At 40.6% G+C, this 20,592-nt stretch carries 15 protein-coding genes and 7 tRNA genes; 14 read left to right on the forward strand and 8 right to left on the reverse strand.

Annotated elements, in window-relative coordinates:
• Positions 1-83 precede the first annotated feature (83 nt).
• From mtnA to T543_RS08840, 5 genes are all read left to right on the forward strand, one after another.
• Positions 84-1,196 (forward strand): S-methyl-5-thioribose-1-phosphate isomerase, encoded by a 1,113-nt coding sequence (mtnA, locus tag T543_RS08820; protein WP_035767659.1) that lies wholly within the window; start codon positions 84-86, stop codon positions 1,194-1,196.
• A gap of 221 nt (positions 1,197-1,417) precedes the next feature.
• Positions 1,418-3,937, forward strand: a complete 2,520-nt coding sequence (locus T543_RS08825; protein WP_035767660.1) for a DUF342 domain-containing protein — start codon at positions 1,418-1,420, stop codon at positions 3,935-3,937.
• 4 nt (positions 3,938-3,941) lie between these two features.
• Positions 3,942-5,099, forward strand: a complete 1,158-nt coding sequence (locus T543_RS08830; protein WP_035767661.1) for an HD domain-containing phosphohydrolase — start codon at positions 3,942-3,944, stop codon at positions 5,097-5,099.
• An 18-nt stretch (positions 5,100-5,117) separates the two neighbouring features.
• Complete coding sequence (pap, locus tag T543_RS08835; RefSeq protein WP_035768305.1) at positions 5,118-6,635, forward strand: polyphosphate:AMP phosphotransferase; 1,518 nt, start codon at positions 5,118-5,120, stop codon at positions 6,633-6,635.
• Between the two features lie 92 nt (positions 6,636-6,727).
• Positions 6,728-6,801, forward strand: a tRNA-Arg gene (locus tag T543_RS08840).
• Between the two features lie 106 nt (positions 6,802-6,907).
• Here T543_RS08840 and T543_RS08845 read toward each other — a convergent pair.
• The gene (locus T543_RS08845) at positions 6,908-7,129 is read right to left on the reverse strand and encodes a hypothetical protein (RefSeq protein ID WP_035767663.1); all 222 of its coding nucleotides are present in this window, start codon (positions 7,127-7,129) and stop codon (positions 6,908-6,910) included.
• Between the two features lie 432 nt (positions 7,130-7,561).
• On the opposite strand from T543_RS08845, the gene T543_RS08850 reads away from it, so the two are divergent.
• The 8 genes from T543_RS08850 to T543_RS15250 all read left to right on the forward strand — a co-directional run bounded on the left by T543_RS08850 (position 7,562) and on the right by T543_RS15250 (position 17,317).
• Positions 7,562-8,719, forward strand: a complete 1,158-nt coding sequence (locus tag T543_RS08850; RefSeq protein ID WP_035767665.1) for a THUMP domain-containing class I SAM-dependent RNA methyltransferase — start codon at positions 7,562-7,564, stop codon at positions 8,717-8,719.
• A complete protein-coding gene (locus tag T543_RS08855; protein ID WP_035767667.1) occupies positions 8,712-9,758 on the forward strand; it encodes an N-acetylmuramoyl-L-alanine amidase in 1,047 nt (348 codons plus the stop codon). Before T543_RS08850 ends, T543_RS08855 begins: the two co-directional genes overlap by 8 nt.
• 14 nt (positions 9,759-9,772) lie before the next feature.
• Positions 9,773-10,366 carry an XTP/dITP diphosphatase gene (locus T543_RS08860; RefSeq protein WP_035767668.1) on the forward strand — a complete coding sequence of 198 codons (594 nt, stop codon included), beginning with the start codon at positions 9,773-9,775 and terminating at the stop codon, positions 10,364-10,366.
• Between the two features lie 13 nt (positions 10,367-10,379).
• Positions 10,380-10,871 (forward strand): metallophosphoesterase, encoded by a 492-nt coding sequence (locus tag T543_RS08865; RefSeq protein WP_035767669.1) that lies wholly within the window; start codon positions 10,380-10,382, stop codon positions 10,869-10,871.
• Between the two features lie 27 nt (positions 10,872-10,898).
• On the forward strand, positions 10,899-11,888 hold the full coding sequence (locus T543_RS08870; RefSeq protein WP_035767670.1) for a pyruvate kinase: 990 nt from the start codon (positions 10,899-10,901) through the stop codon (positions 11,886-11,888).
• An 81-nt stretch (positions 11,889-11,969) separates the two neighbouring features.
• On the forward strand, positions 11,970-12,362 hold the full coding sequence (locus T543_RS08875; RefSeq protein WP_035767671.1) for a pyridoxamine 5'-phosphate oxidase family protein: 393 nt from the start codon (positions 11,970-11,972) through the stop codon (positions 12,360-12,362).
• A 70-nt stretch (positions 12,363-12,432) separates the two neighbouring features.
• Entirely contained in the window at positions 12,433-13,992 is a 1,560-nt protein-coding gene (locus T543_RS08880) for a glucosyltransferase domain-containing protein (RefSeq protein WP_035767672.1), read from the forward strand.
• Between the two features lie 238 nt (positions 13,993-14,230).
• Positions 14,231-17,317, forward strand: a complete 3,087-nt coding sequence (locus T543_RS15250) for a response regulator (protein ID WP_051638652.1) — start codon at positions 14,231-14,233, stop codon at positions 17,315-17,317.
• Positions 17,318-17,405: 88 nt separating this feature from the next.
• On the opposite strand, the gene T543_RS08890 is transcribed toward T543_RS15250, so the two are convergent.
• The 7 genes from T543_RS08890 to T543_RS08920 all read right to left on the reverse strand — a co-directional run bounded on the left by T543_RS08890 (position 17,406) and on the right by T543_RS08920 (position 19,093).
• Positions 17,406-17,478: transfer RNA gene (locus tag T543_RS08890), tRNA-Lys, on the reverse strand.
• Positions 17,479-17,514: 36 nt separating this feature from the next.
• Positions 17,515-17,586, reverse strand: a tRNA-Gln gene (locus tag T543_RS08895).
• Between the two features lie 83 nt (positions 17,587-17,669).
• A tRNA-His gene (locus tag T543_RS08900) sits at positions 17,670-17,743 on the reverse strand.
• 44 nt (positions 17,744-17,787) lie between these two features.
• A tRNA-Arg gene (locus T543_RS08905) sits at positions 17,788-17,861 on the reverse strand.
• 49 nt (positions 17,862-17,910) lie between these two features.
• Positions 17,911-17,981, reverse strand: a tRNA-Gly gene (locus tag T543_RS08910).
• Between the two features lie 29 nt (positions 17,982-18,010).
• Positions 18,011-18,084: transfer RNA gene (locus T543_RS08915), tRNA-Pro, on the reverse strand.
• A 148-nt stretch (positions 18,085-18,232) separates the two neighbouring features.
• Entirely contained in the window at positions 18,233-19,093 is an 861-nt protein-coding gene (locus tag T543_RS08920) for a YihY/virulence factor BrkB family protein (protein WP_035767673.1), read from the reverse strand.
• Positions 19,094-19,277: 184 nt separating this feature from the next.
• On the opposite strand from T543_RS08920, the gene T543_RS15255 reads away from it, so the two are divergent.
• Positions 19,278-20,588: a sensor histidine kinase gene (locus T543_RS15255; RefSeq protein WP_051638653.1), complete on the forward strand. Its 1,311-nt coding sequence runs from the start codon at positions 19,278-19,280 to the stop codon at positions 20,586-20,588.
• The last annotated feature ends 4 nt before the right edge of the window (positions 20,589-20,592 follow it).

Below are 20,592 nucleotides of genomic sequence, written 5' to 3' on the forward strand. Positions count from 1 at the left end.
ACTTCGCTTATTATGAAGTATACAGCTTGTTTTTTCTTGATAAGAAAAAGACTTAATGTACTATCATTTTGAAAGGATATTATATGGCAAAAAGTATATTGGATTATGAAACAGTAGAACTTAGGGATGAACTGGATGCAATAGAGATTATCGACCAGACACTTCTTCCCGGAAATATTGAGACTATACTCCTAAAGACAGGAGAAGAAATATGGAATGCAATCTACCTGCTTCAGGTTAGAGGTGCACCTGCCATAGGCGTAGCTGCAGGATTTGGACTTTATATCCTCATGAAAAAGTCGGAAGCCAAAAGCTATGAAGAATTTATGAAACAGCTCAGGGAAAAGAGTGATTATTTAAACTCATCAAGACCTACTGCGGTAAATCTTTCATGGGCATTAAACAGGATGGAGACACACATCAAAGACATGACCATGGATGGCAGCGATTTTTCAACTATCAATGAAAAGCACGGCATAAGTGAAAAGGGATTCTGCTTGCAAAGCCTTATTGGTGAAATGAAGGAAGAGTCAGAGAGGATTAAGGCTGAAGACATTGAAGTATGCCGCAAGATCGGTGAATACGGTCTGGAGCTTATAAAAGACGGAGATGGAATACTTACTCATTGTAATGCGGGACAACTGGCAACCTGTAAATACGGTACAGCAACAGCTCCCATGTATCTTGCTCATGAGAAGGGATTAAATATCAGAGTATACTGTGATGAGACAAGACCACTTCTTCAGGGAGCCAGATTAACAGCTTTTGAACTACAGTCTGCGGGAATAGATACGACTCTTTTGTGTGACAATATGTCGGCATCTCTTATGAAAAGCGGCAAGATAAATGCTATCTTTGTTGGCTGCGATAGAGTTGCGGCAAATGGAGATGCAGCAAACAAGATCGGTACAAGTGTTGTAGCGACGGTTGCTAAAAGGTACGGAATACCGTTTTATGTATGCGCTCCTTCTTCAACAATTGATATAAATACTAAGGTTGGAGACGACATTAAGATAGAGCAGAGAAAACCTGAGGAAGTTACCGAAATGTGGTACAAAGAGAGAATGGCTCCCGAAGGTGTTAAAGTCTACAATCCTGCTTTTGATGTCACGGATAATGAACTGATATCCGGTATTGTTACTGAATATGGAGTCCTTAGAGCGCCGTATGATGTTGCTATAAGAAAACTATTTTAATATCCCACATGCCGGGAGGCCATGCACCTAAGCAAAGGCGTCATGACCTCTTGGCAAGTGGGATTTTTTATGATTTAAATCTTAAAATTATTATAAAAAAACAATAAATTTACTATATTTCGTTGAGCGATACATTGCTGAGTGTTAAAATAGTAAATGGATAAGTCTATAAAATTAGCCGAATTTTGCGAAAAAACTGTGATAGACTTGCGAGGGGGACTATGGCAGCATTTACAGATGAGGATAACACTTTATATGATCCTGAGCTAATTAAAAATGAATTGCTTCTTCTTAAAAAAGCAGGCTTTGATGTTGATGATCTTAAAGATATGAGATTCAACATTTATCAGCTTGCAGAAATACGAAAAGGTGTTGCCAGCGGTGTTGATGTACATGAATACTTAAATCCTGATCTTCCGTGGAATGAGATGGAAGAGATAAGGCTTGAGCTTCAGAGCAATATAGATATGTCAATGTACAGAGATGCCGGTTTTGATATAATGCAGCTGGCTGAGATAAGAGAAGGGCTTGCACAGGGCCTGGATGTCAGCGAGTATGCCAGACCTGAGTATTTTTCAGACCAGATGAAACAGATAAGACTGGGCCTTGCTTCAGGAGTGCCTATTCTTTTTTATCAGGATCCTGCATATAACTGGCTTCAGATGCAGGAAATCCGTATAGCTCTTGAACATGAAACAGACATATCCAAGTTTGCAAGTGTGGATATGCCCTATATGAAAATGCGCGTCATCAGAGAAAGCATTGAAGATGGGCTGGAACTTGATGACAATCTGATCAAATCGAAAGATTCTGCAACTCTTGAACAAATACACCTTGCCTTCAAGGACAAGGTTGATATATCCAAATATATAAAAAAGAATTTTGATGCTGAACAGCTTGAACAGATAAGGATGGCAAAAAAAGCAGGAATACTCAATATCGATGAGTATTTCCTGTTTGGCATGCGTGGAGAATGTATGCATGAAGTTTTGCTGGGACTTGAGGGCAACCTTGATGTTTCCATTTATGCGGATGAGAGATATGGATGGAAACAGATGAGGGAGCTAAGACTTGGTCTGGAACATCAGATAGATGTGACACCTTACGCCAAGCCTCTGTACAGGGCGGATCAGATGAGAGAGATACGAAAGGGGCTTGAAGATAACCTCGACGTGTCGCAATACAGCAGCATGGTGCATCCTGCTCAGGAAATGCATATAATGCGCAAATGGCTTGCAGAAGGGAAAAAGCTTCCCAGAAATTTGAGCAAGCTCTTCTCCGGTCAGCTTGAAGAGGAGATGAACAAGCCTGCAGATGAAGATGTAAAGGCATGGCAGTTTTTGCAGACGGAAGAAGGCCGGCTTATAGATATATCGGATGATAAAATGGAGTGCTATTTTACTATACCGGTAGGAACTAAAGCCGCCAAATACACTCTGGAGTACATATTAAAGCTCTTGTATCAGGCAAAGATAAGGAGAGGCGTCAACCGAACAACCATAGAGAACCTCATCGAAAACAAGAAGTTTGGTATAAAAACACTGGTTGCCACAGGAAAACTTGCTGAAAATGGTAAGGATGGCTTTTACGAATTCATGTTGGAGGCGAGCGAAAAAATAAGCCCGGACATGCAATCGTCTGATGGAGCCGATTTCACGAATGTAAAAGTGTTTAATGAAGTAAAACAAGGCGATAAGATAGCGATTTATCATCCGCCGACAATGGGAGTGGATGGCTATGATGTTACCGGCAAGATTACCAAAGCTAAGGCTGGAAAAGGAAAGTCTCTGCTAAGAGGACAGGGGTTTATCCTCCTTAGTGACAAGAAGACGTATGTTGCGTCGATCACCGGTATAGGACGCATACATAAAGGCGAAATAAAGATAGACAAGGCAAAAATATATCAATCCCTTATAGACATCAGAGATGTTATACGTTATGACGGAACAATCTGGGTAAAAGGGGACGTGGATAATGCCAGGATTGAGGCAAAAGGCGATATTGTCGTAGATGGCAGTGTGTCCTGCTCTGATCTGACAGCCGGTGGAAGAATAGTGGTCAGAAAAAGCATCGTAGGTAATTTGAGCGGCAAAACTGCTATCAGAGCCGGCGGAATGGTGGTAGCAGCGCATGTCGACAATGCGATGGTAAAATGCGGCGAAGATCTGGTTTCAAATGACTGTATAAACTGTAATATTTCAACAGGCGGAAAAGTTATTATGCTGGGAGATGCCGGTCTTATAAGCGGAGGAAGGATATCATCTTTAAGAGGCGTGGAAACAGCTATTCTTGGAGGAAAAACTGTTAAGGAAACATCAGTCAGAATAGGTGTCACAGAGGAACTTGACCTGGAATACCGTGACATATTGCGAACGATGAGCAGACTCTATTCGGAACTCAAGGTATATGAACAGCAAAGATCCAAGGTTGCACAGTTTAACGATCAGACAAATAAACAGGCTTTACAGGTAAAAATCAAGATAAATGCTGAATCTGCTATAAAGGAAGCTGAACTGGAAAAGATCAAGAAAAGAAAACAGGAAATAGAAGCGGAAATGGAAACTGTGAAGGATTCAAAAGTGATCATCTCACGTCTGATCTTTGCAGGAACACTTATAGTTATCGGAAATAGAAGAATAAGAATTGCTCAGAACCGGGAGACAGTAAACGGTATTCAGATATCCGGAAATGATATGGGAATTACAATGACAGATGGTAGGAAAACAATAGCAAGGAGCTAAAAAAGTGGCTGAAAACGTATCTGAAAAAAAGATAATACTGATTGTTGATGATACAGAGATCAACAGAGGTATCCTCAAAGAAATGTTCATACAGGATTATGACGTGCTTGAAGCTGAAAACGGCAGACGAGCGCTTGAGATTATTGCGGCTAAAAAGGATAAACTGGCTGCCGTACTTCTTGATATCATAATGCCGGAGATGGACGGATTCAGGTTGCTTGATGAACTTTCAAAGCATAAGATACCTTCAAGAATACCGATCCTTATGATAACTTCTGATACCTCCGCTGATGCTGAGAGAAAGAGCTATGAGAAGGGCGCTACGGATGTTATCCATAAGCCTTTTGATGCTTTTGTCGTTAGTAATAAGGTAAAAAAGGCGGTTGAACTTTTTGAGAGTAAGACAGAGCTTGAAAAAAAGGTTGCTGATCAGACAAGAGTTTTAAAAAAGCAGTTCTTAGTACTTAAAAAACAGGAAGAGAGGCTAAGGGAAACCAATAGCCGCATCATCGATACTATATGTACGATCGTAGAGTTTAGAAACCTGGAATCAGGCTATCATCTAAAGAGGATCAAGGGCTTTGTTCAGATACTTGCAAATGTGGCGATGAGAAACTATCCGGAATACGGGCTTACGCCTCACAAGATAGAAGTTATTACTAACGCAAGCGCAATGCATGACATAGGCAAGATAACTGTTCCGGATTCTATTTTGCTTAAACCCGGCAGACTTAATGCTGATGAGTTCGACATTATGAAATCGCATACTACGAGAGGATGTGAGATAGTAAAGATGCTCGCAGATCTTCAGGATAAGGAATATCTTGAAATCAGCTATGATATCTGCAGACATCATCATGAGAAATATGATGGAAAAGGATATCCGGACGGACTTAAGGGAGAGGAAATATCTATTGCGGCGCAGCTTACATCCCTTGCTGATGTATATGATGCACTTGTAAGTGATCGTGTATATAAATCTGCATTTTCACCTGCAAAGGCATACGAGATGATCAAAAACGGAGAGAGTGGTATTTTTTCAACCAAGATGCTAGCCTGCTTTGATATAGCAAGACCTGATATGGAAGCGATGGTTGCAAGAACAAAGGCCGAAGAAAACGCTAATATAGCAGCAGGTGGCAGCGGACAGATGAGTAACTAAAATAGAAAGGATATGCCTATGCTTGAAAAGGTAAATCTTAATGAAACCTGTGACAAGGAAACTTATAAGAATAAAATCGAACCTCTTAAAGAAAGGCTAGCTTCATTGGATCAGCCAATAAAGGCAGCAGGACTTCCTGTTATCATCCTTTTTGAAGGGTGGGAAGGTGCAGGAAAAGGCCATGTTATTTCCAAGCTGATACTCAATTTTGACCCCAGATGGTTCAGTATGGTCAACACACTTCCACCCACACAGGAGGAACTGCGAGAGCCCATGATGTGGAGACACTGGAAGACTATACCTGAGCAGGGACAGATGACGGTTATGGACAGGTCCTGGTATCAGGAAGTATCCACTTTGCGTCTTGAAGGTAATATAGATGAGCTTACAAATATCCGCCACATGAACGAAATCAACAATTTTGAAAAAGGACTTGTGGACAACGGTTATCTTATCATCAAATTTTTCCTGCATATATCAAGAAAAGAAATGAAGAAGCGTCTTGAGAGCTTAAAGGAAAAGAAAAGCACTAGATGGCGCGTTACCGAAGCGGATGAAAGAAGTGTCAAAGAGTATGACAAATGCTACGATGCTTATGAGCAGATGCTTGAATATACGAACTCTCCGATTGCACCTTGGCATGTTATATCCGCTATGGATGAGAGACTTTGCTGTCTTGAAGTGTTCAAGATTGTTGCAGATGAAATAGCTACAGCTCTGGAACTTAAAAAAGACAGAGATGAAGCGGCAAAGAGGACATCCAGCGTTATAATGCCCGGACAGTATCATTTTGTAAAAATGCCGGAGTTGTCGGAAGTAGAGCTTAAAGGCAAGATCCTTACAAGAGAAGAATATGATAAGCAGTTAAAACATGAGCAAAAACGCTTGTCTGACCTTCACAACAGGATCTATCTTGAAAAAATACCTGTAATAATAGCTTATGAAGGCTGGGATGCAGCAGGAAAAGGCGGAAATATCAAAAGAGTATCTGCAGCCCTTGATCCCAGGGGATATGAGGTAATGCCGATCGCATCACCTACCAAAGAAGAAAAAAACAGGCATTTCTTGTGGAGGTTTTGGACGAGACTTCCAAAGGATGGACACGTTGCTATTTTTGACAGAACCTGGTATGGCAGAGTGATGGTTGAAAGGATAGAAGGATTCTGCTCGCCTGCTGACTGGCAGAGAGCTTACGGAGAGATCAATGACTTCGAAAGACAGCTTTATGACTGGGGCGCAGCTATCTTGAAGTTCTGGATCCACATTGATAACGATGAACAGCTAAGAAGATTTAATGACAGACAAAATACTCCTTCCAAACAGTGGAAAATAACTGATGAGGATTGGCGAAACAGAGAAAAATGGCCTGCTTATGAGGAGGCAGTTAATGACATGTTCCGGTATACCTCAACAGATTTTGCGCCATGGCATATAATAGAAGGAAATGACAAGTACTATGCAAGGGTTAAGACTTTAAAAATCATCAATGACACAATAGAAGCGCGTCTGAATGAGACAAAGAAAAGAAAGCGTTAAGGCACCTTGGGCAAGAAAAAATAAAAAAGCTATTGACAATTATAATTGTGATGATATAATAGTTTTCGTTGCACAGCTATTAAGGTGCATATGTGTGTGTAGCTCAGCTGGATAGAGCGTCTGGCTACGGACCAGAAGGTCGTGGGTTCGAATCCTATCACACACGCTAATAAAGAGAAGTTATGGTATGAATGCCACAGCTTCTCTTTTTTGTTGTCTACAATTTATGGTATAAAAAATGCTCCGCGTGGTGCGGAGCATTACTCGCATATTTAATTTTTTGCTTTTAATGGAAGAAGCTGCAGATCAGATGTTCCGAAGTACATGCTGTTACGTATCATTCCGATTCTGTAAAGATTGATTATGTAGAACAAGGATCTGGTGACAGCTATAAATCCGAATGCTGAAACGAGCTCTTCTACTGTGGGCGGATAACCCTTAATTCTGGTAAAGTTTCCAACGTATTCTGCTATCTGTGTTTCTGTTATTCCCATATTGCTAAAATCCCCTTTTTGTTATGCTTAGATGTCAATTTGTTACATTCCCTCAACACGATAATAAAATACTACATGGAAAATGTTTCGTAATTGTGTGGCGTTTATAAAAAAAGTATAAACTATTCTATAGGATAGAAAATCTGGAATGCATATAGGAAAGACCGCTATTTATATACGATGAAATACCCCATTAATGGGAGGAGACCGGCATGGGTGGGGACGCCATACCGGTCATAAGAAAAGGAGTTTGTCCTTTTGTTTTGCTTTGCAATATATATATCGTCAAAAACTTTTTATCCTTAACACCTTAAAGTGATTATTTGAAAATTCTCAAATTTTCAGTCAAGTAAAGGCACTAGTGTCATAAGTTCTTAAACTATGGTATCATTAAACGGATTGTAAATTTAAATAGTATATAAGGAAATAAATATGCAAAGATTTGATTTGGTTGCGCCGTGCCACTTCGGACTTGAAGCGGTATTAAAAAAAGAAATAATAGATCTGGGCTATGAGATCACAGAAGTTGCGGATGGAAGAGTTACGTTTGCAGGAGATCCCGACGCAGTGGTCAGAGCCAATATAGGACTTAGGACTGCTGAGAGAGTTTTGATCAAAGTAGGGTCATTCAGGGCGGTTACTTTTGAAGAGCTTTTTCAGGGGACAAAGGCACTTCCCTGGGAAGAATTTATTCCAAAAGATGGCAAGTTCTGGGTAAAAAAAGCAAGTAGCGTAAAGAGTAAGCTTTTCAGCCCTTCTGATATTCAGTCGATCATGAAGAAAGCTATGGTCGACAGATTATCTGATATTTATCACATAAGAAGGTTTGAAGAAACGGGTGAGAGCTTCCCGGTAAGAGTTTTTCTTATGAAAGATGAGGTTACTGTATGCCTTGATACAACAGGAGATTCACTTCATAAGAGAGGCTATAGAAAACTGGAAGCCAAGGCTCCTATAGCAGAGAACCTTGCAGCGGCACTTTTGATGCTGACTCCATGGAGAGGGGACAGGATACTTGTTGATCCTTTTTGCGGAAGCGGAACTTTTCCTATTGAGGCGGCTATGATAGCAGCTAATATCGCTCCGGGTATGGACAGACATTTTACCGCTGAGAGATGGACTCATATAATTCCTTCCTCAAACTGGAGTGATGTAAGAGAAGAAGCGCAGGAAGAGATCAATCTTGATATAGAAACAGATATCCAGGGTTTCGATATAGATCCTGACGTTATACAGATTGCCAGGATCAATGCGCAGAAAGCAGGCGTTGAGAACCTGATCCATTTTCAGACAAGACCTGTTTCCGAACTCAGTCATAGAAAAAAATACGGATTTATTGTAACTAATCCTCCTTATGGTGAGAGAATAGGCGAGCAGAATGAGCTTCCAAAGCTATATGAAACGATAGGAGAAAGATACAGGACTCTCGATTCCTGGTCTATGTATCTTATCACGGCCTACGATCAGGCTGAAAAATATATCGGTAAGAAGGCTGATAAGAACCGAAAGATTTATAACGGAATGATCAAGACATATTTTTATCAGTACATGGGACCGAAACCACCAAGAAGGAACAGTAACAATGATTGAAAAGAAGCTTAAGACAACTGCCATTTGTACAGGGATATTTGTGATTTTATCATTATCAGTCATGTTCTTTAGAACAGCCACCAAGAATATCCTTATAGCGGAAGCGACCAATGAGCAGGCAAACAGTGTCATAAACAAGAATTCGTATGAACTAAAGATAGAGGATGCATCAAGTGAAACACTAGCCGGAAAGATTGCAATTCCATTGGAATCCGGAGTTGGTTCAGACAATATCACTTCGCAGGATGTCTTTGTCGACCATAAATTTGTTCTTTACATAAACGGAAAAGAGTCGGATTTTTATGTTAAATCTATTCTCCAATCCGGAACTGAAGCAGTAAAAGGTGCAACATGTACTCCCATAAACGATAAGGGAAGAGTGTGCATATCTCTTGAACTTGATGATCTGTATGAAACAACGACAGAACTTGAAGACAGAGCGGTATATGTCAGCTTTTCAAAACCTGATAATGAAGATGAGAACATCGTAGTGATTGATCCTCTCGATGAATACGGTTTAAGACTTGTACCTTTTATCAAGCAGGAACTTGCTGATGATAATATCAAGGTATTTTTTACCAGAGTAACAGATGAAAAAATAAGCGAAAGTCAGATAAAGAAATTCCTTGAAGAGACAGGGGCTGACTTCTATATTCAGACAGGTGCCGAGAATGCTGATGAAAATACAGGCGGAGTAAAGACATATTTCAATGATGTGTTCTTTATCAGGAATTTTGGTAATGTTCAGCTCGCAGATGAGCTTGAAAGTAATGTTGTAAATGCGACAGGGCAGGATGCTATGGGGCTTTTTCCTATAGAAGATGACAATGAGCTGCTTAGGGACTCTACTATCCCTTCAGCATATCTTATCCTTGGAAATCCGGCTAATGAAGTGGATAACAAGATGATGACCGAGGATACATATATTGAGTCTTATGCGCAGGGAATAGCTGATGCGATAACTGAATCTTTTGGAATAGTTAATCCTGTAGAGCAGGAAGAAACAGATGCCCTTCAGGGAATAATTGACGGTAACTGATAGTAGGAGGAGTTATGAAAATAGTTTTTGCAACGGGTAACAAAGATAAAATGAGAGAAATAAAGCAGATTCTTGGGAATCTTCCTGTTGAAATCATTTCCATGAAAGAGGCCGGAATAGATATCGACATAGAAGAAAACGGAACGACTTTTGAGGAAAATGCTCTTATCAAGGCAAAAGCAGTAGCCGGACACTGCGACGCTATAGTGCTTGCTGACGATTCAGGCCTTGAAATAGACTGCCTTGGAAAAGAACCCGGTGTTTACTCTGCAAGATATCTCGGAAGAGAGACACCTTATCCTGAGAAAAATGCGATAATCCTCGACAGGATAAAAGATGTGGAAGATAAAGACAGAAGTGCAAGATTTGTATGCGCTATAGCGGCTGTTCTTCCCGATGGAAGAGACCTTGTTGTAAGAGGAACTATGGAGGGCATGATAGGTCACGAAATAGCCGGAGAAAACGGATTTGGATATGATCCCATTTTCTTTTTGCCTGAATATGGAAAGACCTCAGCCCAGCTTTCTCCGGAAGAGAAGAATGCTGTAAGTCACAGAGGTAAGGCACTTAGAATGATGGCCGACAGATTATCTGAAATCTTAAAGTAAGAGTAGGTGACACATGCTTAAAATTCTGGTTGTCAGCGACACACATAGAAAAGACGAGAACTTTTACAGAGTACTTGATATAGAAAAGAACCTAAGCCTGGTTATCCATTGCGGAGATACGGAAGGCTCAGACATACAGATGCAGCAGCTTTGCCCCGCACCTATGAGAATAGTGAGAGGAAATAATGACTTTTTCTGCAATCTCCCGGATGAACAGGAATTCGAGGTGTGGCCATATAGATTTTTTGTAACTCATGGGCACAGGTATCTTGTTAATATGGGAAGCAGTGAAGTCAGGAGAGAAGCTGTTGCAAGAAGATGCGATGTAGTCATCTACGGACATACTCACAAGCCTGTTGCAGCAGAAATAGATGGGGTATACGTGTTTAATCCCGGAAGCTTGTCTTATCCCAGACAGGAAGGGAGAAAGCCCTCATATCTGATACTGACGATAGCCGATGATGGCGAATTGTCTTATGAGCTAAAGTATCTGGAACAATTTTAACTAAATCACAAGGGATGAAATGTATTTATGATAGATATATTCGGAACTTTAGGTCCGTCATGTAGGGATTATGCAACTCTAAGGCGCATGTTTGCAGAAGGAATGACGGGAATCAGGATAAACCTGTCACATGTAATGTTATCTGAATGTAAAGAAGAAATTGAAACCATTAAAAAGGCAGCAGATGACGCAAATACAGTCCCTAAAATCCTGATTGATATGAAGGGACCGGAACTTAGAATAGGCAGCTTAAATGAGCCGATTTTGCTAAAAAAAGACGATGCACTACTTCTTGGAGAGAATGGAGTATTCCTTGAATCCATAATTTTGGAGCACCTTGAAAAAGGAATGGATGTGCTTCTTGATGATGGCAAAATATCCGGAACGGTAGATATATGTGACAAAAAAAGCGCCCGGGTCAGGATAACAAGAGGCGGGATCCTTGAGGGCAAAAAGAGCATAGCTATCATAGGACACAGTATAAATCTGCCCGCTCTTTGCGAAAGTGACAGACAGAATATTGCGCTTGCAAAAAGCCTTGGAATTACCGGTGTTATGCAGCCTTTCGTAAGAAATGCCAAGGATATTAAAGAGCTGAGAGAGGCTCTTGGAGCTTTTGGGGCTTCAGATATAAGGATCTATGCAAAAGTTGAAAATATGGAAGGCGTTCATAACCTTCGGAGTTTTCTACCACTTGCTGATGAGATCATAATAGCAAGAGGGGATCTTGGGAATGCTCTGCCACTGTGGGAGCTTCCGGGACTGCAGAAAAAAATATCACAAATCTGCAGAGATGATCATAAACCATTCATGGTTGTCACGCAGATGCTTTCATCCATGGAGCACAGTAAAGTACCGACTAGAGCAGAAGTCAGCGATATCTATAATGCGGTTCTTGACGGAGCATCATCTGTCATGGTTACGGGTGAAACAGCAGTAGGAGAGAATCCTGTTGAGGTTATTGAATACCTGGCAAAGACGGCAAGAGCAGCTGAAAAATACAGCATATATGTGTAATATGAGAAGGTGGCGCATTGTAAAACAATATTGCGTGCAATATAATAATACATAAGATTTATAGAAAGAGAGGATGAGTTTATGGAAAGAGTAGTGAAGTTTCTTAAAGATGCAGGTACATATTATCTTGCGACAGTTGATGGTGATCAGCCTAGAGTAAGACCTTTTGGAACAGCTCATATTTTTGAGGGCAAATTATATATTCAGACCGGAAAGGTGAAAGATGTCTCCAAGCAGCTTCATGCCAATCCCAAGGCTGAAATCTGTGCTTTCAAGGATGGAGAGTGGCTCAGAGTTGCAGGAGAGCTTGTGGAAGATGATCGCATTGAAGCACGTCAGTCAATGCTTGATGCATATCCTTCACTTCAGAATATGTACAAGGCAGATGACGGAAATACTGAGGTGTTTTATTTTAAAAATGCAAAAGCTACATTCAGTTCATTTACACATGAGCCTGAGACTATTGAGTTTTGATTTTATTGTAAAAATATCGGGATTTTGCTATATAATTATTGAACAATAATTGAAAAGAGGTTTTTACGAAATGAACGAAAAACAGCAAATGCCCGATTTTATAAAAAAGATATGGATGAGCATTCCGGTGACCGGCAGATATTGTTTTTCTGCCGGTATCATTACCGGGCTGCTTGTCCATTTTTTTATGCTGTCAAATAAGATAACAAATCTGGACGACCTTGTATGTGTTCCCGGTGTGGGAGGCGGCAAGGTTCTTGGAAGGTGGTTTCAGGAACCTGTTCATGATATGTTTTCGCCATGGTCCAGTCCTTCATTGAATGGAATAATGGCGATCATAATACTGTCAATTGCAGCCTGCGTTATTGCTCATATTTTAAAGCTAAAGAGCATAACAGGAGCCGTTCTTGTTGGAGCCGCAATTATGACATTGCCTAGCACAGCGAGCAATATGTATTACATGTATCTGGCACCTACGTTTGCCTTAGCTGTTTTGGCATGTACCATAAATGTGTGGGTAACGACGAAATACAAATATGGGGTGATAATAGGCGCTGTGCTGCAGTTTTTTAGTATGGCATGCTACCAAGCATATTTTGGACTGTCAGTATCGCTTTTTGTACTGGTATTCATGCTTATGCTTATAGATGGAGAAGATATTGTTTGCGTTGTAAAGAAAGGCATTGTGAGTCTAGGCGGGCTTGGAATAGCTATGATAGCTTATCTTAGTAGCCTAAAGTTTATTGATCTAAGCGATTACAAAGGCCTAGATGAAATAGGGAATACCTCTGCAGTTGAAGTTATACATTCTGTTTTAAGGGCATACCACAGAGTACTGCAATACTTTGTGACATCACCGGAGAGCTTTATGAGAGGTTTTCCTACTACAGTAAATAGAGTACTGATAATGATCGAGATAGGACTGCTTATTTATCTTGTGATAAAGAAAAAGGTATATCTGCAGCCTGTCAGAGGAATATTATTGCTTATTCTTTTTGCAATATTCCCGCTTTCTCTCGGGCTTGTATATGTAATGGCACCAAAGCTCGACCATGCATCTACAGTAATGATCTTTTCGTACAGTGTATTCTATTTTCTGATAATCGCTCAAGCCGAGAGGCTACTTGATCTTGATAACAAAAACAAAGTGATTGTTTTGTTTGCTTCTATAGCGTTTTTGGCATTGATAGTGGAATTCTATGCAAGTGCCAGAGTAATAAATAATGCATATTACAGGAGCTACATTGCTCAGAATCGTGTTATGCAGTATTACAACAGGATCCTTGCAAAGTTTGAGCAGACAGAAGGATTTGAATACGGTGAGCCTATGACGATTTTAGGAGGCTTCTATCCGGATCCGCTTCCTGTTTCCAATCATGATATGAATGGCAAAGAACTATTTGATTTTGAAGGCGCTACATTAGAAGATCTTCTGTTTTTACCTACTAACAGAGACAGAGTATTACAGTTGTGGTTTGGCCTGGAAACAGGTGATGTAAGCATGGAAAAGAAGAGTAAGATAATGGACACTAAAGAATTTGAACAGATGCCATCTTATCCGGATGAAGGCTGCGTATCAAAAATACATGGGGTATGGGTAGTTAAGATGAATAACGATGATAGTAAGTAATAAATTGGCATGCTCAGAAGCTTCTATTTCTGAGGAAACAAAAAGGGACTGTAGCTTTAGATTAATCTGGGCGAGGTCCCTTTTTCTTATCATGAATGGTGGATTTGATGACCTTTTTTCATAGACAGCCCAGCCCCATTTTCGTTTACTAAAATTTCATATTATTAGCATCATTAAAATGATAATATAGTAATAGGAGAAGTTTGCAATCAAGACTCAAATAAACCGGAGGCGGTATATGAAGGGTGTAAATACTAAAAAGATCATGTCTCTTGCTATCATTGGAAGCATTATAGTGGTTGCAATTATGATTATCGGAACGATTTGGACTGGACGAAGTGCAAGTTCAGGCGCCAGGAAGGCAGTTCGAAACGTAAGTATTTTATATCTTGAGGAGTTGGCTGGCAGAAGAGAACAGGTTGTGGCGTCAACTTTAAATGACTATATCAGTGACCTTGATGTGGCCATAGGACTTATGACTCCGGAGGACCTCTCAAGCACAGCAAATCTCCAGGCATATCAGCTTAGGATGAAACAGCTCTATGACCTTGAAAAATTTGCCTTTGTTGATGAAACAGGACTTATTTATACCTCCAGGGGGACCAGAACAGATATAGATCAGTATCATTTCGACTATCAGACTCTTTCCGGACCTGAAATCTCATTGAAGAATGAGGATGGTGACAACACAAAGGTCGTCATTGCAGTTCCCACGGATCGTCTTCCTTATGAGGGACATAACCTTGTTGTCTGCTTTATGGAGATGGACATGGAGCACATGCTCGCTAATCTTTCTTTTGAGTCAGGCTCCAACAATACCACCTTCTGTAATATTTACACTCCCGACGGATACTCGGTTGCCAATATGGTACTGGGGGGACTTGCCAATGAGGATAACCTCTTATCCGCTTTTGAAACCGCTGACATCGAAAATGACAGAACTGTAGAAGATGTCAGGAAAGATTTCGAAAACGGACATACCGGTGTAGTTTCTTTTACCTATAACGGTGTACAGGAGACCTTGTACTATGTTCCCGTACACAGGACAAACTGGATGCTGACATACCTTATCAGGGAGAGCGTTATCAGCCAGCAGATTGATGAGATATCAGAGGGTATCATAAAGAGGAGCCTGGTTCTTGCATTGTTGACTACCATTGTTCTTTCGACTGTTTTTTTCATGATGCTGGTTCAGACCAGAAAAGCCACCAAGCTAGCCATGGAAAAAGAGACCTCGGAGGTTATGCAGCAGGAACTTGAGGAGAGGATCACTCTTCAGGATCAACTTCTTGAGCAGGAAAAGCAGAGGGCAAGGCTTGACAGGATGATCACAGCGCTTGCTTCCGACTACAGGAGCGTGTACTACGTAAATCTCAACAAGGACAGTGCCACCTGTTTTAGCAATGATGATGCTCATGACAATATCCGCAAGGATGATGTTTTTGTCTTCTCTGAGGGCTTTACCGATTATGCCAATAAATTCGTATCCGAGGACTACAGAGAGCAGTTCCTTGAGTTTATTAAGCCTGAGAATATCCGTAAAGGCTTAAAGGAAAGCCCTCTTATCGCCTTCAGATATCTGGTCAAAAAGGATGGAGTCGAGAGCTATGAAATGCTCAGAATGGCTGATGCCAGAACAGGCTCTGCGAGAAATCATGACTCAATAAATGCGATAGGTGTAGGATTTTCTGATATAGACGAGGAGATGAGGGACTCTCTTGCCAAGAATCAGGCTCTTTCAGATGCCCTCAAGACTGCTGAAGAGGCATCAAGAGCAAAGACTGTATTCTTATCAAACATGAGCCATGAGATAAGAACGCCTATGAATGCCATCATAGGCCTTGATTCCCTTGCCCTCAATGAGCCGGATATTTCCGATACAACCAAGGATTATCTTGAAAAGATAGGAAGCAGCGCACAGCATCTTCTTAGTCTTATAAACGATATTCTTGATATGTCCAGGATCGAGTCGGGACGTATGTCGCTTAAGAATGAGGAGTTTGCATTCTCCAAACTCATTGAGCAGATAAATGTAATATTCAGCGGACAGTGCCAGGAAAAAGGCCTTGAGTATAACTGCCACATTAACGGACACTTAAATGACTATTACATCGGTGACAGCACCAAGCTCAGACAGGTTCTTATCAATATTCTCGGAAACGCCGTAAAGTTTACCCCTGAGGGCGGAAGCGTTGAGTTTACCGTGGAAAAGACAGGTGGATTTGATGACAGGTCCACGATACAGTTCAAGATAAAAGATACCGGAATAGGTATGAGCAAGGAATATCTGCCCAAGATATTCGATGCGTTTACTCAGGAAAATGCAGGAACTACCAACAAATACGGCAGTTCCGGTCTTGGAATGGCCATCACCAAGAGAATTGTCGAGATGATGAACGGTGAGATAAGCGTCGAGAGTGAAAAGAATGTTGGAACAACCTTCACTGTAAACGTCACATTAAGGGATTCTGATAGGGTGCTGGCAGATGATAACGATGATCTCGAGGTTCATCCCGAGGACATGAAGGTTCTTGTCATAGATGATGACCCTCTTGCCTGCGATCAGGCGAGGCTTGTCATGAATCAGGCCGGAATTCATTCAGAGGCTGTCACGTCAGGAAGCGAAGCCATCGAGATGGTGAAACTCTCTCAGGCAAGACAGGAACCCTACAACCTTATAATTGTCGACTGGCAGATGCCTGAGATGGACGGCGTTGAGACAACCAAAAACATCCGCTCGTTAATAGGTGCAGATACAGCTGTGATCATTCTTACAGCCTATAACTGGGATGATATATACGAAGAAGCCATGGACGCCGGTGTGGACAGCTTTATTGCAAAGCCTCTGTTTACCGAGAATCTCATAAACGAGTTTAAGAACGTACTTAAAAAGAAAAAGATAGCTGCGGAAAGTATCAGGAAAGCTGAGCTTGAAGGCAGGCGTGTGATTCTGGCTGAGGATATTGAGGTCAATGCCCAGATCATGATGAAGGTTCTTTCTATGAGAAAGATTGAGGCGGATCATGCAGTCAACGGAAAAGAGGCTGTTGAACTGTACAAGAACAAGCCAGAGGGCTACTACGATGCAATCCTCATGGATATGAGAATGCCTGAGATGGACGGCCTTACAGCCACCAGAAACATCAGAGCTCTGGGAAGGGAGGACTCTGCTTCTATACCTATTATTGCCCTGACAGCCAATGCCTTTGATGAGGATGTTCAGCAGAGCCTTCAGGCAGGACTCAATGCACATCTGAGTAAACCTGTTGAGCCGGCAGTTTTGTTTGAGACCCTGGAGAAACTTATAAAACCAGTGGAAGTTTGATTTGATGATACAAGGAAGATACAGTATTTTCGCATACAAAAAAGGGGCCTTGCACTAATTAATTTCTTAGTGCGACAGCCCCTTCTAATGAGACACGTGGGAATCGAACCCACGACAACTTGATTAAAAGTCAAGTGCTCTACCAACTGAGCTAGTATCTCATATATATAAACTGCAGAGCAGTGATATATCAAAAACTGGGCTAGCGGGATTCGAACCCACGAGTGCAGCAGTCAAAGTGCTGTGCCTTACCGCTTGGCGATAGCCCATCATACACAGCAGATGTGCTCCTTAAATGATAACTCAAAAATCAAAAAAAATAAATGAGTTAAATGCCCTTTAATAAAAACAGGGTGGATAGTGGGACTCGAACCCACGGTCTCCAGAACCACAATCTGGCGCGCTAACCAACTGCGCCATACCCACCATACTACCCAGATATAATAGGAACAGATCCTTAAATCTGAAAATGTGCCCGAAGGGATTCGAACCCCCGACCCACGGCTTAGAAGGCCGTTGCTCTATCCAGCTGAGCTACGGACACATACTGAATAAAAAATAAAAGCTCTCATTATGTTTTATCGCATAATGAAAGCGGGTGATGGGAATCGAACCCACGTATCCAGCTTGGAAGGCTGGTGTTCTACCATTGAACTACACCCGCACGATTCTTTGGTTTACGTTACTGCTAAATCGGGGTGACAGGATTCGAACCTGCGACCTCCTGGTCCCAAACCAGGCGCTCTACCAAGCTAAGCCACACCCCGTCTTGGAAGCGTTCTGTTCACTGCCGGACCCGTAACGCAAGTAGAATTATATAATGCATATACGATTATTGTCAACATTATTTTTGAATTTTTTTTATTTTTTTTTAGAAAAGTCATTAAAGCCCCATAAATACTGGATTTATAGTGATCATTTTTTGAAAAGATTTATGACTTTTCTAAAGATATTTATGTTTCGCTGACGTAAAAAGTGATTAATAAATGCTCCGATAAAGAAGATATAAATACAAAAATATAGCCAGAACATTATGATTATCGGAGTAGATAAGCTTCCGTACAGGCTGTAGTTATTGATGTTATTTACATAGATAGAAAACAGCCATGAGAAAAAGTACCATACCACAGCAGAGAAAAATGCACCCGGAATCTGGTGTATATATCTGAGCCTTATGTTCGGGACATAGGTGTAGATCAGTGCAAACAATAATGTGGCAATGCCTATAATTATCAGATACTTAAAATGAGATAGAATGATGATCGTACTTGAAAAATGAGGCAATGTATGAATCAGGAACATCTTTATTATGTTTCCGAATACCAAAAGAACCAGCATTATGAGTATGATTGCAATGAGGGAAATCGTATAAAGTGTTGCTATCAGTCTTACAAGAAAATAATTTCTGTGCTCGACAACTTCATATATGTTGTTCAATCCACGGATAAGTGCAAGCATTCCAAGTGCACCTGCCCAGATTGTGACAAAAGCAGATATTGAAATAGTGGAAATAGTCTTTTCATAGGCTTCGCTTATCATCTGAATGAGGGTATCGTTTACAAAATCCGGAGTAAGCTCAAGTACCGTTTCAATCAGAAAATCCTCTGTGACCTGAGTATACAGAAGTGTTGATGCCAAAAGGATCAGAAGCGGAATAAGCGATAAGATCAGGAAAAAAGCAGTACTTGCAGAGAGAATATCTATATTTTTCTTTTGCATATCAGCGGAAAAATCCTTGATCAGAGAAATTTTTCTTTTTAAATTAAAACCCTTCATAAGATAGAAGTCCCCTTAAAAACTTTTTTGTCATAAATACACAGATGTATCTTGCAAGAGTATGTTAGCATTAATTGTGATTTTTCCAAAATAATAATAGAATATTATCGTAATATAAGTATGGGCTCCGTTTTTTTGAGGGAAAACAGGAATCTAAGATAAAGCGAATGGATAAGGGAAGATTATGAGCAAAAACATGGATATCCTAAATATAGCAGTTGGGCTGTATGCTTTGCTGGTATGCATAATTAAACTGATAGGAGATGCCAGGATAAATACCATAAGAAAAGGGAAAAGGCGTTTTTTCTATGAACTGCTCCTTTACGAGGGAATAATGATCTTGTCCATTATTCTTGCGCATGGATTTCACTTTTTTATTCAGGACCGTAAGCTGATGATCATTCTTTGTGATATTTCGTATGCGGTATATTATTTTGCATATTATGTTTTTTTATGCACATTTGTGTATTATTCTGCGGATTATATCTCGGGATTCTGCGGAGAAAAGGTAAAAACTGCTTTTTATACGGTTCCGGTAACGGTGATCTATGCATTCGCGTGGCTGATTTCTGCATTTAACGGGATGATACTTTATTTTGACGGAGACGAGTTTATCCCTGGCCCTTTATATACGCTGGGGCAGGTTGGGGGATATCTTCTGATCATTGAGCCGTTTTATTTTGCTGTTAAATACAGAAAAAGTGTGGATAAAAAGAATGGAATTATCCTGGGTTCATTCATGATTCTTCCTCTTCTTGGCGTTATTTTGAGGGAAATATATCCGGGACCTGAATATATGCCATTTATGATCCTTCTTTCACTTATACTTATGAATAATACAATTCAATACGAGCAGGAAACACGTATCTTAAAGCAGCAGGATAAAATAGAGAGAGACAGGATAAAAATCCTGCTTAGTCAGATAAAACCACACTTTTTGTATAATGTTCTTAATTCCATATATGTCCTCTGCGACAAGGACGCAGAACAGGCTCAGGAAGCAATAGGTAATTTTGCAGAGTACTTAAGATCCAACCTGAACAGTCTTGAGCAGGAAGAAAACATTCCTTTTAGCAAAGAACTAAGTCACGTTGAAAACTATGTGAGTCTTGAGAAAATGAGATTCAGAGATAAGCTTGAAGTCGAATACTGCATCCAGGAAGACAATTTCAGGGTTCCGCCGCTTACCATTCAGATATTGGTTGAAAATGCTGTAAAGCACGGTATACAAAACAGAAAAGAAGGCGGAAAAATAATTATCACCACATATTCAGAAGAAAACAATTATGTTATCGAGGTTAGAGATGATGGTGTGGGATTTGACATGGAGAAGCTAAAAAATGACGAATCACTTCACGTGGGACTTAAAAATCTTCGAGAGAGATTAGCAATGATGGCAGGCGGAAATCTGCAGATTGAAAGTAAGGATAATGAGGGAACCAAGGCAGTAGTAAGGATTCCTAAAAATGTGAGGGTAGTGTCAAACCAATTATAAAAAC

Origin of the sequence: Butyrivibrio sp. NC2002 (assembly GCF_000702265.1) — a bacterium.
Lineage (GTDB): Bacteria > Bacillota > Clostridia > Lachnospirales > Lachnospiraceae > Butyrivibrio.

Excerpts from the sequence above, each read along its gene's own strand:
- mtnA (WP_035767659.1), top strand. The coding sequence starts at position 84 with ATGGCAAAAAGTATATTGGATTATGAAACAGTAGAACTTAGGGATGAA.
- T543_RS08825 (WP_035767660.1), top strand. The coding sequence starts at position 1,418 with ATGGCAGCATTTACAGATGAGGATAACACTTTATATGATCCTGAGCTA.
- pap (WP_035768305.1), top strand. The coding sequence starts at position 5,118 with ATGCTTGAAAAGGTAAATCTTAATGAAACCTGTGACAAGGAAACTTAT.
- T543_RS08845 (WP_035767663.1), bottom strand. The coding sequence starts at position 7,129 with ATGGGAATAACAGAAACACAGATAGCAGAATACGTTGGAAACTTTACC.
- T543_RS08850 (WP_035767665.1), top strand. The coding sequence starts at position 7,562 with ATGCAAAGATTTGATTTGGTTGCGCCGTGCCACTTCGGACTTGAAGCG.
- T543_RS08855 (WP_035767667.1), top strand. The coding sequence starts at position 8,712 with ATGATTGAAAAGAAGCTTAAGACAACTGCCATTTGTACAGGGATATTT.
- T543_RS08860 (WP_035767668.1), top strand. The coding sequence starts at position 9,773 with ATGAAAATAGTTTTTGCAACGGGTAACAAAGATAAAATGAGAGAAATA.
- T543_RS08865 (WP_035767669.1), top strand. The coding sequence starts at position 10,380 with ATGCTTAAAATTCTGGTTGTCAGCGACACACATAGAAAAGACGAGAAC.
- T543_RS08870 (WP_035767670.1), top strand. The coding sequence starts at position 10,899 with ATGATAGATATATTCGGAACTTTAGGTCCGTCATGTAGGGATTATGCA.
- T543_RS08875 (WP_035767671.1), top strand. The coding sequence starts at position 11,970 with ATGGAAAGAGTAGTGAAGTTTCTTAAAGATGCAGGTACATATTATCTT.
- T543_RS08880 (WP_035767672.1), top strand. The coding sequence starts at position 12,433 with ATGAACGAAAAACAGCAAATGCCCGATTTTATAAAAAAGATATGGATG.
- T543_RS15250 (WP_051638652.1), top strand. The coding sequence starts at position 14,231 with ATGAAGGGTGTAAATACTAAAAAGATCATGTCTCTTGCTATCATTGGA.
- T543_RS08920 (WP_035767673.1), bottom strand. The coding sequence starts at position 19,093 with ATGAAGGGTTTTAATTTAAAAAGAAAAATTTCTCTGATCAAGGATTTT.
- T543_RS15255 (WP_051638653.1), top strand. The coding sequence starts at position 19,278 with ATGAGCAAAAACATGGATATCCTAAATATAGCAGTTGGGCTGTATGCT.